Below are 14,044 nucleotides of genomic sequence, written 5' to 3'. Positions count from 1 at the left end.
TGTAAAATCCTTGCTAATGTAATAAAACAGACGCATTTTTGAATTTTTTGTTACAAAATACAAAGAACCTAGTTTTTTGTTTTTAAAGCCTGCAAGATTCTCGTGTCAAAGTCTTTTTTGATCTTTGTGATCTCTTCAATATTTTCATTTGGAATTTCAATAGAAAGTACATAGTGGGCAATCTTCCAGTTGCCATCGATATATTGCATTACACCAGAACCTCTACAAATGCCCATGTGGGTATCAAGTAATTCGTCAAACCAGGCAATTCCCTTTGTATTGGCCAGATAAATATTTCTTTGTACTGAAGTGAAATCCCATGCTTTGCCTTTCTCAAAATGGGGTTTGGCATAGGCTTTAAATTCTTCTATTTGCCAATTTTCAGTAGCGTCGGTGCCAATAAAAACGGCATCCTTAGTCATTAGATGAAAATAATTTTTAAAATTTGCTTCGGCGGCAGCTTGATGCCAGTGATCGATCACATCAGAAATTTCTGTTTTCGCTTGTTTCGCGTTGGATTGGTAGGGCATTGTTTGGGAAAAACCTGCACAACCTAAATAGCATAAGATAAGAGTGATTAGTTGTTTTTTCATGAGATGTATTTTCGCGGAATATACGATAAATCTCTAGTATTTAATTTTGAGTTGTGGCTTCCAGGCTATCTCTTTTTTGTTGCTGTCTTAAGCGGTTTTCTTCCACCAGGCGATCTAATTCGGCCTCGAAATCTTCAATACTTTCAATAAATAATTCGTTAAGCTGAATATTAAGGTTATTAAAATCCATAGGGATTTCTATGGCAATTTCTTTTACCTCTTGCGGTTTTATGCTTTGCAAATGGGATTTTTGTTCCAGGATTTTAGCTTTTGTAGTAAGTACCCTTAATCTTGAGTTTACGGGCTTGGATGCTAAAGAATCCGGTAGCGTAGCTTGTAATGTTTCCATAAGTTGAGCCCATGCAGAAGAATTATCGATTAAATAATTTACCGATGTGTTTTGAAGCTGTTTCACCTCCTCATTCAAAACAATGTAAGCGGCCCATTTGGAGGCATGCTTTCTTGCGGAGGCTTCTAAAGGTAAAATAGATGTTTCTATAGCAAATTTTTGAGTAAAAGCTGGGGTGGCCCGCGGTTTAGTTTCAGGTTTTCCTTTTTCCGAATCCTGAACGCAGGAGCCCAAAATCATCAATAGTATTCCGAAAATTGCTCGCTTCATTATCAAATTTTGATTTTACAAATGTAAACGATTAAAATACTAAAGCCATATATTTTCTTCATTCTTAAAAATAACATAATTATCGGGTTAGATTAAACGATTTAGCAAATTTTATTCGCAATAAATAAATATATTTGCACAAAATTTTTAAGCGTATGCCTGCAAAAATCTTAATTATTGGCGCCAGTGGCCAAATAGGAACCGAACTTAGCTTAAAACTCCGTGAGATTCATGGTAATGATGCAATTATTGCCAGTGATATTCGAGAAGGAAGTGAAGAGCTTATGGCTAGCGGACCTTTTGAGATTGCTAATGCAATGAATTATGAGCAAATTGCCGGTTTGGTGGAAAAGCACCAGATTCAAGAGGTGTATTTAATGGCGGCAATGTTAAGTGCAACTGGAGAGAAAGCACCAATGAAAGCCTGGGCTTTAAATATGGATTCATTGTTCCATGTATTAAATTTGGCAAAAGATAAAAAGATTAAAAAAGTATTTTGGCCTTCAAGTATAGCGGTATTTGGTCCTTCAACTCCAAAAGAAAATACGCCACAAACTACGGTTATGGAACCTACCACCGTTTATGGTATAAGTAAACAAACCGGCGAGCGCTGGTGTAGTTATTACCATAGAAAGTATGGAGTAGACGTACGTAGCATCCGTTATCCAGGTATAATTAGTTATAAAACTTTACCGGGAGGGGGAACTACAGATTATGCCGTAGAGATTTTTCATGAGGCTATTAAACAAGGAGAATATACCTCGTTTCTTAATGCTTCAACATCCTTACCGATGATGTTTATGGAAGATGCTATAAAAGCTACAGTAGCGATCATGAATGCTCCATCGGAAGCTCTTAAAATAAGATCATCTTATAATTTAGCAGCGATGAGCTTTACACCGGCAATTTTAGCTGAGGAAATTAAAAAGCATATCCCAGCATTTAAAATTTCTTATGATCCGGATTTTAGACAGGATATTGCAGATAGCTGGCCTTCGAAGATAGATGATAGAGCAGCCCGTGAAGATTGGGGATGGTCTAATGATTTTGATATAGCGGCTTTAACTGAAGCGATGCTTAGCGGTGTGAAAACGCAATTAGTGAAGTAAGTATCTTCAGGGCAAGTCTACAAAGCATATAATCTAAACAAGAATTTTTAAAACGAGATATCCCGATAACTATCCGCAACAGCGCGTTTAATTTCCATTATCGGGTAAAATAAATACAAGATAGCATAAAAAAAGCCGCTCACTGAGCGGCTTTGGCATTTGAATACTATATATAATCTAATCTATATGCACTATCCAATAACACGAACCTGATCTGCATTAAGACCTTTTCGTCCTTCTTTCTCAACGTACTCCACTTTATCTCCCTCATTTAGAGTCTCACCGTCGATCCCTGTTACGTGAACGAAGATGTCTCTTCCTGTGTCGTCGTTGGTTATGAATCCGTAACCTTTGGACTCATTAAAAAATTTAACTGTACCTTCCATTGTAATAAAATAATAATTAATAAAGTACAAACATAATATAATATTATAGACCTTGGTTGAATAATAGGTAAACTTTCTGAAATTTTTTCAATTTTTTTGGGGGTATTAATCAATACCTTTATCTCGCATTTTTTTCATATTCTCAGGGCTTAAAGTGTAGTCTTCGAGCTTTTTACCCCTCCATCGTACCACTAAAAATATAGGCATTAAAACAAATGATGCGGTTAGTACGGCAATACCTATAATCTTATCACCTGTTGCAATATCCTCTTCGGCAATTCTAAAATAGAAACCTACTGCTATGGCGATTAAAATCGCTATAACTAAAATTTTCATCACTATCTTCATCGCTCTTCTTTTTATTAAACAGTTACCTCGATTAATTTCTGGCGGTATGCGGTGAGCATTTTTGATTTTGAAATAAAACCAACATACTTGTCATCTTTAACAACGGGGAGATTCCATGCGGCACTATGCTGAAATTTTTTCATGATTGTTTTCATACTGTCGTTTTGCAGATCGATAATGTCTGGTGCCCTTTGCATAATATCGCTTACGGTAATTTCATCGTAAAGATGTTGTTTAAACATTATCGGCCGTATATCATCTAAAAGAATAATTCCCATAAAATTTTCTTCTTTATCAATTACAGGAAAAATGTTTCGTGAAGACTTAATCACACCTTCGTGAATAACATCTCCTAAATTCATATTCACATTTAAAGGAATAAAGTTTTTTTCAATGATCTGGTTAATATTAAGCAAGGTTAATACCGTTTGATCTTTGTCGTGAGTTAAAAGTTCGCCACGTTGTGCCAATTCTAAAGTATAGACGGAATGTGGTTGCACCGTATTGGTAATCATATATGATATTAAGGCAGTGATCATTAATGGTACAAAAAGTTCGTATCCCCCGGTTAATTCGGCGATAAGGAAGATAGCTGTTAAGGGTGCATGTAAAACCCCTGCCATTAAGCCTGCCATCCCTACCATTGTAAAACTACTGGTGGAGATAGGCTCGTTAGTAATGCCTAAATGGTTTACTACTAGAGCGAAACAATGTCCTAGGGCGCTTCCCATAAAAAGTACTGGTGCAAAGATTCCGCCAACACCACCTGCCGCGAAAGTAAGTGAGGTTGCGAAGATTTTGAATACTACCAGTCCTGCAAGTAGTAAAATCACAACCCAGATATTATCGAGAAAATCATTTAAAAAGTTAGTTCCTAAAGCCTGAATATAGTTTTCGGCTAAAAGGTTATTTATAACCCCATAACCTTCACCATATAGCGGGGGAATAAAATATATGATAATTCCCAGTCCTGCTCCTGCCAGTAATAGCCTAAAGAATTTATTTTCAATTTTCCCGAAGATGGTATGTATTTTAAAATAGATCACCGTAAAGTACATCGAGCCTAATGCACATATACAGCCCAGGATCATATAAAATGGTACTTCTGAAATGGTAAAATCGTCCATAAGTTCAAAAGGAAGAATGGTATCTGAACCGAAGAAAAAGTAGGAAGTTAAGATCGCTGATACTGATGCTGTAAGTAATGGCAACATGCTTACCAGGGTAAGATCTAAGCTAAAAACTTCTATGGCAAAAATAATAGCGGCAATAGGCGCTTTAAAAATAGAAGACATCGCTCCTGCGGCTGCACAACCTATTAAAAGTGTACGGGCACTTTGGTTCATTCTAAATAAACGTGCAATGTTAGATCCCAAAGAAGCCCCTGTGGCAACGGTAGGTCCCTCTAGTCCTACAGATCCACCAAAACCAACGGTTATCGGAGCTGTTAGAATCGAACCGTACATCTGGAACGAACGCATAAGTCCCTTTCTTTTTGAAATGGCATATAGTGTAGAAGGTATGCCATGCCCTACTGGTTTTCGTAATATTTTTTTTATAATAAACACCGTTAAGGCCAGACCTATAATTGGGAAAATAAAATAGAATGCGTGATGATAATTCGCAATTAAATTTCCCTCCAGTAGGTTTTGGATAAAATGAGTTAAGTTTTTTATAATAACCGCACCCAAACCCGCCGTAAAGCCAATGATAGCACTAAGAATTAAAATGAACTGCTGTTGCGAAAGATGCTTTGTCTTCCACAGTAAAAATTTTTGTAATCCAGGAACCGCTTTTAAAAACATCTGCTACACCTCCAATTTTAGGATATTACGAAAAAATCCTGCTCTAAAGCAGGATTTCAGTTTTATTCAATATTCAGTTTTAAGCTTAATTCTTTTAGTTGGCTTTCATCTAATTTTGATGGAGCATCAATCATTACGTCGCGGCCGGCATTGTTTTTTGGAAAAGCGATAAAGTCCCGAATAGTTTCCTGGCCACCAAGAATGGCAGTTAATCTATCAAAGCCAAATGCAATTCCACCATGTGGTGGTGCACCGTATTGAAAAGCGTTCATTAAGAACCCAAATTGCTCTTTAGCTTCTTCTTCAGTAAAGCCTAAATGAGAAAACATTTTAGATTGTGTTTCTTTATCGTGAATTCTTATAGAACCACCACCAATTTCATTACCATTTAATACGAGATCATAAGCATTAGCCCTTACTTTTCCCGGATCGGTAGCTAAAAGAGGTATATCTTCAGCTTTAGGAGACGTAAATGGGTGGTGCATGGCATGGTAACGTTCTGTTTCTTCATCCCATTCTAGTAAAGGGAAGTCAATTACCCAAAGCGGAGCAAATTCATCTGGATTTCTAAGGCCTAGTTCGTTACCAAGATGCATACGTAATGCACTTAATTGAGATCTTGTTTTATTGGCATCACCAGCCATAACTAAAATCAGATCGCCGGGTTTTGCGCCCGTGGCCTGTGCCCATTCTTTTAGATTTTCTTCCGTATAAAATTTATCTACAGAAGATTTTAAGCTTCCATCATCGTTGTATTTAGCCCAAACTAGTCCGTTTGCCCCAATTTGCGGGCGTTTTACCCAACTAATCAAAGCATCGATTTGCTTTCGGGTATAAGAAGCTGCTCCTGGAACAGCGATACCTACAACGAGTTCTTGCTGATCGAAAACATTAAAGCCTTTATTCTTTGCAATATCGTCTAACTCGGCAAACTCCATCCCAAAGCGAATATCTGGTTTGTCATTACCATATTTGCGCATTGCTTCATCATAAGTCATGCGTGGGAAGGCATCAATAGTTATATTATTGATTTCTTTTAGCAGATGGCGAGTTAAGCCTTCAAAGATATTTAGTATGTCCTCCTGTTCCACAAAAGCCATTTCACAGTCGATTTGTGTAAATTCTGGCTGTCGATCGGCTCTTAAATCCTCATCTCTAAAACACTTTACGATCTGGAAGTATTTATCCATTCCTCCAACCATAAGCAATTGCTTAAAAGTTTGTGGCGACTGTGGTAAGGCATAAAACTGCCCTTCATTCATTCTACTTGGAACTACGAAATCACGAGCACCTTCAGGAGTGGATTTAATAAGATAGGGTGTCTCAACCTCAATAAATCCCTGGTTAGATAAATAATTTCTAACCTGCATCCCTACTTTGTGTCTAAAAATCAGTTTGTTTTTCACCGGATTTCTTCGAATATCAAGATAGCGATACTTCATTCTTAGATCTTCACCGCCATCGGTCTCCTCTTCAATAGTAAAAGGTGGCGTTAGTGATGCGTTTAAAATCGCAAGTTCTTTTACCAAAACTTCAATCTCACCTGTGGCGATATTAGGGTTTTTGGATTCCCTTTCTATCACATCACCTTTTACCTGAATTACAAACTCGCGGCCCAGGGTTGCAGCTTTCTTCATCAAATCTTCTGAAGATCTTTCTTCATCAAAAATAAGCTGGGTAATTCCGTAGCGATCACGAAGATCCACCCAGACCATAAAACCTTTATTTCTAATTTTTTGCACCCATCCTGAAAGCGTTACCTCGTTCCCGATTTTGGAAGAATTAAGCTCACCGCAAGTATGACTTCTGTACATAGTTGTTTTCGTAAAATTTTAGTGGGGCAAAAGTAATAAGTAAATGTGGTTTGAGTAAATAAACAGACTAAAATTAATCACTATGTAAACTTAATGACACTAAATAATTTTAATTAATATGCTTAAAATCATTGTGTTACAGGTTTAATGTTAATTTAATGTTATGTAATTATTGTTTTAATGTAAATTTTGTATTATATTTGTTACTATAAGATTAATAGATAGCATAATGAAGACGATAAAAAATACAATGATTGCTGCACTAATGATGATAGGAGGAGCAGCTATCGCACAAAACGGAGTTAAAAAACCTGTTTTTGAAAAACAGGGAGATTTAATAAAAGGAACATATTATTATGAAGACGGAAGTATTAGGCAGGAAGGTACGTACAAGGAAGGGGAGCTCCACGGAAAATGGGTTTCTTACAACGAGAATGGTGAAAAGACAGCATCCGCGGAATATAACAATGGTGCAAAAACTGGTAGATGGCTTTTTTGGGAAGGTGATAAGATTAAGCAGGTAGAATATAAGTCTAACCAAATCGTATCAGTAAATGATATTTCATCTAAATCTTCGCTAGCAATAAACGAAGAATAGAGATTGATTTTAGTTTAATAAAAAAGCCCCGATTGTTTGACAATCGGGGCTTTTTTTACTTTCTAAATATAATGAATATACCAGAAATGCCGGCATAGTTTATATTTAGCTTTTGGCCAGTTTTTGTTCTTTTCTGGCCAATTTTTTATCTCTGGTTTTAACCTTTGCACGATTTACAAGATAGAACATGACCGGTACGACGATCAATGTTAGGAAGGTCGCGAAAACCAGTCCGAAAATCACTGTCCAGGCTAAAGGTCCCCAGAAAATAACATTATCTCCTCCTATATAAATACGTGGATCATAATCGATCATTAATCCAAAAAAATCAATATTTAATCCTATTGCTAATGGGATTAATCCAAGAACAGTAGTGATTGCTGTTAAAAGTACGGGGCGTAACCTTGATTTACCGCCACGTACAATGCAATCAAAATATTGTGCTCTTGTAAGCAGCTCGTCGTCTTCTAAACCAAGTTCGTTTTTCTTACGGTCTATAAGGATTTGGGTATAGTCAATAAGAACAATAGCATTATTCACTACAATACCGGCCAGAGATATAATTCCCATCATGGTCATGATAATCACAAAGTCCATCTGGAAAATAATTAATCCGAAAAATACGCCCACCAAACTTAATACTACCGCACTAATAATGATTATCGGTTTGGAAATCGAGTTAAATTGGGCTACTAAAATCAACAAAATTCCACCTATAGCAATAAGTAAGGCTTTTAATAAAAACGCCATATTGTCTGCCTGTTCTTCCTGCTCGCCCGTAAAGGCAAAACTCATATCTTCTGGTAATTCGTAATTCTGAAGTTCGGTTTTTAATTGCTGTACAATTTCGTTTGCATTATAATCACCCAACACATTAGAATAAACAGTGATTACTCTTTTTAGATCTTTTCTTTTGATCGAGCTGAAAGAGGAGGCAACTTCAGTATTTACCAATGCTGAAATTGGAACCTGTACCAATTGCCCATTATTTTGATCTCTAAAGGTAATGGGTTGATTGAACAGCGCATTTTCATCGTATCTAAATTTTTCGTTGAAGCGCACATTTACTTCATAATCGTCGTCTCCTTCTTTATAGGTAGAAACTTCTTCCCCATAAATCGCCCTACGTAAGGTTTGCCCAACAGCGACCGTAGAAACACCAAGTTGACCTGCTTTTCTGCGGTCTACAATAACTTCAAGTTCAGATTTAGATTTGTTAACATCGATTTTTAGCTCTTCTATTCCTTCTATGCTCAATCTCTGAATATAGGAGCGCATATTTTCGGCTTCAGCCAGCATTTCTTCGTAATCTTCGCCCTTAATTTCAATATTAATTGGGTAACCGGCAGGAGGGCCTGCAGCATCTTTCTCAACGATAATCGAGGCCCCGGGAAAGCCGTGAACGGCTGCGCGGATTTCCTCCATTACATCACTACTTCTTACGCCTCTACGTTCATTAAATTCACGCATAGACAAAGTGATTTTACCCTTATGAGGCATTTCATTTTGTTGGCCGCCATCGGTCTGCGGGTTTCCAGCACCTTCACCTACCTGAGAAATAGCCGACTCTACCATATAATTGTAGCCGTCATCATTATATTTTTGGATGACATCGTAGATTCTTTTTTCAACCTGTTTAGTGAGTTGATTGGTTTTTTGGATATCGGTCCCTTCCGGATATTCGATATAAGTGATAATCTGTTTCGGTTCATTTTCCGGAAAAAACAATACGTTAGGTTGTACTGCGCCAATTAGGATAAAAGAAAGGATTAGCATAATCACGGTGCCAAAGAAAAACGCATAGGCTCTTTTACCGCTTAGAGCATATTTTAATGTATTCTCATAACGGTTTTCCAGTTTTTTTAAAGCCGTATACTGAAAATAGGATATCGCTTTTGTTAATACATACTTATAAAGCCATAGTAATATAACCAAAAGGATTAAAATATTTCCAATGCCTCTAAAAGCCCCTATATCCAGTAAAAAACCACCTAATAAGAGAACAATTCCTAATGCTCCCAATATTAGGGATAATCGTATAAGTTTCTTTTTGGTGATCTCTTCCTCTTCGGTTTTCATAAATTCTGAGGTAAGCATCGAGTTGATGATCAATGCTACAAACAGCGATGAACCTAGTACAATAGATAAAGTGATTGGAAAGATGACCATAAACTTACCAATGGTGCCGGGCCAAAGTCCTAATGGGAAAAATGCAGCCAGAGTGGTTGCGGTCGAAGCGATAATAGGCCATGCTATTTCTCCAAGACCCTGCTTGGCCGCCTGTCTTCTGGGCATCCCTTCGTCCATTAAAGTATATACGTTTTCTACCACAACAATACCGTTATCTACCAGCATTCCCAGCCCCATAACCAGAGCGAAAAGTACCATGGTGTTTAGGGTAAAGCCAAGGCTGGAAAGTACAATGTAAGATAGGAACATAGAAAGTGGAATGGCTAAACCAACAAAAAGTGCATTTCTAAAACCTAAGAAAAACATTAATACCAAAACCACTAGTATCACCCCAAAGATGATGTTATTTACAAGGTCGTCTACCTGTGTTTGCGTTTGAGTGGATTGATCGTTAGAGTACGAAATATGAAGGTTTTCTGGGAGATAATCTTCCTGTTCTGTAGCGATAATTTTTTTAATATCTTCTACCGCCTCGATCATGTTTTTTCCACCACGCTTTTTGATGTCCAGCATGACTACAGGCTCCCCGTACTCTCTGGCAAAAGTTGTTGGATCCTTCTCTTTAAAATTGATTTCAGCGATATCTTTAAGGAAGATATTTCCTCCTTCACGTTTTACAATAACGTTTTCTAATTCTTTTGGATCCTGTATTTCTCCTACGATCCTGATGTTCTTTTCAACACCACTGGTAATAATATTTCCGGCAGAAATGGTTTTGTTTTCCATACTTACCGCATTTATAATATTATCGAAACTTACCTGTGATGCAGACATTTTGTAGACATCTACGGCAATTTCAACCTCCATATCCTCAGCACCACGAATACTGGCCTCTTTTATCTGCGGAAGTAATTCGATTTTTTCCTGAAGATATTCAGCATAAGTCTTTAATTCCTGAACGGGATAATCACCGGTTAAGTTAATATTCAGAATAGGCATTTCTTCTGAAATATTAAGATCGAAAATGTTAGGTTCTACTTTAGCTCCATTATCTAAAGTAGGCCAGGTAGTTTCGGCTTTTACTAAATCTACCTTATCTTTTACTTTTGTTTTGGCGACATCTACACTAATATCTTCTTCAAACTCTACAATAACAATAGAATAATCCTGAAGGGTGGTCGAGGTAATTTCCTTGATGCCGGCTATATTATTAAACTCTTCCTCTAAAGGTTCTGTGATAAACTTCTCTACATCTTCAGCCGAGTTTCCGGGGTTTACCGAACTTACGTATATTTTAGTTTCTACGATTTCCGGAAATGCTTCCCGCGGCATCCCGTAATAAGAAAGCAAACCACCCAGCATAATGATCGCAATAATAACGTACACCGTCATTTTGTTGTCGATTGCCCAGGAGGAGAGCTTAAATTCTTTATCTAAATTGCTCATGTGTTACTTTTTGCTGATTTTTACTTCCTGTCCGTCTCTTAAACTTTTGCTACCTTCAACAATTAGGATTTCACCCGGCGATAGACCTTTTGTTACTTCCATCATGTTATTATAAACGTAACCGGTTTCGATGACATTTTTCTGCGCTACACCGGTGCTGTCTGTTTTTCTTTCTAAGGTATAAACCAGACTTTCGCCCATTGCATTTTTTTGTATGGTGCTTTCAGGAATGGTGATTGCAGATGCTGCTGTATAATCATTAAGCAGTATAGTGGCAATTTGGTTAGGGCGTATAAGCTTATCAGGATTTGGGATGGCTATTTTTACTCTAAAGGTGCGGTTGTTTGCATTAATATTGCTGCCAACGTCTGTAACTTTGCCATCATATTCTTTGTTTACCGAGCTAATCATTACCTTCACAAAGGTTCCTCTTTGAATTTTTGGGAGGTAATTTTCAGGAACCGCAGCCTCAACATACATATTATTAAGATTTATGATTCTGAAAAGCTGACTTTGTCCCGGGCTTACAACTTCTCCCTGATTGCTAATTATATTATCGATCACACCGCTAAAAGGGGCGGTAACCGTAGTTTTAGCAAGTTGAGATTGTAATTGTTCGGCTGCTTTTTGGGTAGCTTCAAAGTTGGTTTTTGCTTCTAAAAACTGGATTTCAGATCCTATATTCTGTTCCCATAGCCTTTTCTGGCGTTCATAAGTTGTTTTGGCTAATGTTGCCTGTGCCTGTGCCTGTGCCACCTGACTTGATAATCCGCCATCATCGATTTTTGCCAGAACCTGACCTTTATTAACACGATCACCTTCTTTGACATATACATTTTTTAAAATGCCGGAATATTCTGGATAAATAATAATATTCTCGTCGGTAGCAACATTCCCCTGCACTTCAGCAAAATGTTCGAATGTGCTGTCTTTTAAAGTTGTTACAGTGACCAGATTAAGGTTTTTGTTTTTATCTAATGTATTTATAGCTTCATCCAGTTTATTAATGTCTGAAGTTATTGCGCTTTGCTCTTTACTTAATTCAGATTTTCTGGCTCTTATCTCCTTAAGGTTACCTTCTTCAATAAGGTCGTCTACAGATTTTTTGTTTTCGTTACCACAGGCGGCTAACAAAAGAGAAACACTTAAAATTGCTGCTAATTTTTTCATATGGCGGGGGTAGTTATTCTTTTTCTTCATATTTAGTGGTGTCTAATAAATTCTCTAACTCAACTTTGCTAGTGATTACATTCAGCATAGATTGCAGGTAGTCCTGTTGTGCGGTATATAATTGTCTTTGTGCTTCATTGAGTTCGAAACTGCTGGCAACGCCTTCTTTGAACTTTATTTTGTTTTTATTTTCAATACGTTCGGCTAAATCCAGATTTTTTTTCTGAACTTCATAATTGTCGAGACTATATTCATATTCTGTTTTAGCCGAATTTATTTGTTGTTTCACCTCGTTTTTTGTGTATTCCAGATCGGCCAGTGCCTGCTCTAAAGCAATTTTCTTTTGCTGTGTTCTTGCCGAACGCATCCCACTACTAAAGATGGGAATATTTAAGCTTATACCTAAAATGGACTGATTGAAATATTCCTGATTATCATTTAAAAAAGTAAACTTCTCGCTAAATCCCTGGTATCCATAATTTACATAGCCGGTAAGGGAGGGCAAGGCTTTTGCTTTTTCCAATTTCACTTCAATCTCAGCAGATTCTGCCGTGTTTTTGGCAATTCTAAAGTCGATATTCTCTTCTACTGGAGTGTTTTCCTGTAAGATCGAAAGATCAAAATATTGTATGGCCAGCGACTCTAGCGCTTCTGTTAAAACCAAATCGGTTTCTACAGGAAGTCCCAAAGAGATATTTAGCATTTCATAAGCAATATCCAACATTCGCGTACTCCGGTTCAAGTTGTTTTTTAGGGTTAAGAGTGTAATTTCAAGCTGCTCTACATCTTCCTGTTCTGCAAGTCCGTTCTCGTAGGTTGCTTTAGTATCATTATAGGTGCTTTGTACACTTTCTACGTTTTTTTTAAGGATGGCAACATTTTCTTCAGCTAATAAAACATTGCCATAGGCATTAATGATTCCTTTTTTAACTTCCTGATCGGTTTTTGTTTTGGCGTTCTCGGTAATCTGGAGCAAGGTTTTTGCAGACTGGATCCCTACAAGGTAAGAGCCGTCAAAAATTATCTGGTTCCAGGTTGCGGTAGCATTCATACTTTGCTGGGTACCAAATGTGACAGGTACAAAAGTTCCCGGCTCACCACCGGTAATTTCTGCAGGAAGTAAAGTAACCGGTTGTTTTATATAATTTTGATAATCTACATTGCCGCTTACTTGAGGCAAGCCTTGTGCAATGATTTCCCACTTTTGTTTTAAGGAAATTGCGATGTCTTTTTGCGCTTTGGCTGCTTCGATATTATGTTCTAGCCCATATCGTATAGCTTCTTCCATAGAAAAAGAAAAGGACTGCTGAACTTCTTCATTTTCCTGGGCTGCTGTACCAATGCTGCAAAAAAGAGCTAGACTAAATAAAATTTTAATCGGTAGGTGTTTCATTTTTGTTTGTTAGATCTTCTAAGATTTCTAATCCTTTTTTTGTTGCAATTGCTCTTATATGATAATCTATGTATAATTGAAATAATTCTGCTTTAGTATATTTTTCTGAAGGAAAAATATGGGGATTCCTTATTAAATGCATACATTCATTGTAGAGCTTACAGGTAAAATCAATATTTATTTCTTTGCGGAATAATCCTTCTTTTACTCCCTTTGTTACATTTTCCCATATACTACATTCTACCATGGCAGATCTTTCACTTTCCACTTTTTTAAATATTTTTGGATAGTACTTTTGTAATTGAAATTGTGGAGAGGTTTTTTCGTCTTTTAGGAAAATTCCGATTTGCTTTTTTATTTCAAATAATTCTTCAATCGAATTGAGGTTTTTACTTTTTATTGCGCTGATACTTTTTTGAATAATATCCAATAGGTTATATACCACATCGGTCACTAATTTTGTCTTGGTTGAATAATTGGCATAGATGGTTTTTTTTGAAATACCCAACTTTTCAGCAATATCATCCATGGTGATGCTTTTAAAGCCAAATTCTAAAAACATCTCGGTAGCCATATTTAAAATTGTTTCTTTCAAGGCGATTAAGGTTTTTAATTTTTCGACAAATTTAGATT

12 protein-coding genes are annotated in these 14,044 nt (G+C 36.9%); 2 read left to right on the top strand and 10 right to left on the bottom strand.

The window, feature by feature from the left end; translation table 11 throughout:
* Positions 1-68: 68 nt before the first annotated feature.
* Together AC13DP_RS19220 and AC13DP_RS19215 are read right to left on the bottom strand one after the other, a co-directional pair.
* Positions 69-593 (bottom strand): nuclear transport factor 2 family protein, encoded by a 525-nt coding sequence (locus AC13DP_RS19220; RefSeq protein ID WP_013073927.1) that lies wholly within the window; start codon positions 591-593, stop codon positions 69-71.
* A gap of 40 nt (positions 594-633) precedes the next feature.
* Positions 634-1,212, bottom strand: coding sequence for a hypothetical protein (locus tag AC13DP_RS19215; protein WP_483068293.1), 579 nt, complete (start codon positions 1,210-1,212; stop codon positions 634-636).
* Between the two features lie 155 nt (positions 1,213-1,367).
* On the opposite strand from AC13DP_RS19215, the gene AC13DP_RS19210 reads away from it, so the two are divergent.
* Positions 1,368-2,321, top strand: coding sequence for an NAD-dependent epimerase/dehydratase family protein (locus AC13DP_RS19210; RefSeq protein WP_483068292.1), 954 nt, complete (start codon positions 1,368-1,370; stop codon positions 2,319-2,321).
* Between the two features lie 191 nt (positions 2,322-2,512).
* On the opposite strand, the gene AC13DP_RS19205 is transcribed toward AC13DP_RS19210, so the two are convergent.
* The 4 genes from AC13DP_RS19205 to aspS form a co-directional block, all read right to left on the bottom strand.
* Complete coding sequence (locus AC13DP_RS19205; protein WP_013073924.1) at positions 2,513-2,707, bottom strand: cold-shock protein; 195 nt, start codon at positions 2,705-2,707, stop codon at positions 2,513-2,515.
* A gap of 105 nt (positions 2,708-2,812) precedes the next feature.
* Entirely contained in the window at positions 2,813-3,055 is a 243-nt protein-coding gene (locus tag AC13DP_RS19200; RefSeq protein WP_041579351.1) for a hypothetical protein, read from the bottom strand.
* 14 nt (positions 3,056-3,069) lie between these two features.
* Positions 3,070-4,860, bottom strand: coding sequence for a chloride channel protein (locus AC13DP_RS19195; protein WP_013073922.1), 1,791 nt, complete (start codon positions 4,858-4,860; stop codon positions 3,070-3,072).
* A gap of 62 nt (positions 4,861-4,922) precedes the next feature.
* A complete protein-coding gene (gene aspS, locus AC13DP_RS19190) occupies positions 4,923-6,674 on the bottom strand; it encodes an aspartate--tRNA ligase (protein WP_272958973.1) in 1,752 nt (583 codons plus the stop codon).
* Between the two features lie 229 nt (positions 6,675-6,903).
* On the opposite strand from aspS, the gene AC13DP_RS19185 reads away from it, so the two are divergent.
* Positions 6,904-7,272 (top strand): toxin-antitoxin system YwqK family antitoxin, encoded by a 369-nt coding sequence (locus AC13DP_RS19185; RefSeq protein WP_228249136.1) that lies wholly within the window; start codon positions 6,904-6,906, stop codon positions 7,270-7,272.
* A gap of 105 nt (positions 7,273-7,377) precedes the next feature.
* Here the strand turns inward: AC13DP_RS19185 and AC13DP_RS19180 are convergent, their stop codons facing one another.
* From AC13DP_RS19180 to AC13DP_RS19165, 4 genes are read right to left on the bottom strand one after another with little or no spacing between them, the layout of a single operon-like run.
* Positions 7,378-10,848 (bottom strand): efflux RND transporter permease subunit, encoded by a 3,471-nt coding sequence (locus tag AC13DP_RS19180; protein WP_339809817.1) that lies wholly within the window; start codon positions 10,846-10,848, stop codon positions 7,378-7,380.
* Positions 10,849-10,851: 3 nt separating this feature from the next.
* Positions 10,852-12,018: an efflux RND transporter periplasmic adaptor subunit gene (locus AC13DP_RS19175; RefSeq protein ID WP_347407801.1), complete on the bottom strand. Its 1,167-nt coding sequence runs from the start codon at positions 12,016-12,018 to the stop codon at positions 10,852-10,854.
* Positions 12,019-12,031: 13 nt separating this feature from the next.
* Entirely contained in the window at positions 12,032-13,411 is a 1,380-nt protein-coding gene (locus AC13DP_RS19170) for a TolC family protein (RefSeq protein ID WP_347407802.1), read from the bottom strand.
* The gene (locus tag AC13DP_RS19165; RefSeq protein ID WP_272959703.1) at positions 13,392-14,006 is read right to left on the bottom strand and encodes a TetR/AcrR family transcriptional regulator; all 615 of its coding nucleotides are present in this window, start codon (positions 14,004-14,006) and stop codon (positions 13,392-13,394) included. Before AC13DP_RS19165 ends, AC13DP_RS19170 begins: the two co-directional genes overlap by 20 nt.
* Between the last annotated feature and the right edge of the window lie 38 nt (positions 14,007-14,044).

It is taken from the genome of Zunongwangia sp. L-65 (assembly GCF_056859415.1).
Note: the sequence above shows the minus strand (reverse complement) of the source record. Positions and strands in the feature narration are given on the sequence as shown.

What these genes read in the sequence shown, in the direction of transcription:
- AC13DP_RS19215 (WP_483068293.1), bottom strand. Translation starts at nt 1,212, where the DNA reads ATGAAGCGAGCAATTTTCGGAATACTATTGATGATTTTGGGCTCCTGC.
- AC13DP_RS19205 (WP_013073924.1), bottom strand. Translation starts at nt 2,707, where the DNA reads ATGGAAGGTACAGTTAAATTTTTTAATGAGTCCAAAGGTTACGGATTC.
- AC13DP_RS19180 (WP_339809817.1), bottom strand. Translation starts at nt 10,848, where the DNA reads ATGAGCAATTTAGATAAAGAATTTAAGCTCTCCTCCTGGGCAATCGAC.
- AC13DP_RS19185 (WP_228249136.1), top strand. Translation starts at nt 6,904, where the DNA reads ATGAAGACGATAAAAAATACAATGATTGCTGCACTAATGATGATAGGA.
- AC13DP_RS19210 (WP_483068292.1), top strand. Translation starts at nt 1,368, where the DNA reads ATGCCTGCAAAAATCTTAATTATTGGCGCCAGTGGCCAAATAGGAACC.
- AC13DP_RS19220 (WP_013073927.1), bottom strand. Translation starts at nt 593, where the DNA reads ATGAAAAAACAACTAATCACTCTTATCTTATGCTATTTAGGTTGTGCA.
- aspS (WP_272958973.1), bottom strand. Translation starts at nt 6,674, where the DNA reads ATGTACAGAAGTCATACTTGCGGTGAGCTTAATTCTTCCAAAATCGGG.
- AC13DP_RS19170 (WP_347407802.1), bottom strand. Translation starts at nt 13,411, where the DNA reads ATGAAACACCTACCGATTAAAATTTTATTTAGTCTAGCTCTTTTTTGC.
- AC13DP_RS19175 (WP_347407801.1), bottom strand. Translation starts at nt 12,018, where the DNA reads ATGAAAAAATTAGCAGCAATTTTAAGTGTTTCTCTTTTGTTAGCCGCC.
- AC13DP_RS19195 (WP_013073922.1), bottom strand. Translation starts at nt 4,860, where the DNA reads ATGTTTTTAAAAGCGGTTCCTGGATTACAAAAATTTTTACTGTGGAAG.
- AC13DP_RS19200 (WP_041579351.1), bottom strand. Translation starts at nt 3,055, where the DNA reads ATGAAGATAGTGATGAAAATTTTAGTTATAGCGATTTTAATCGCCATA.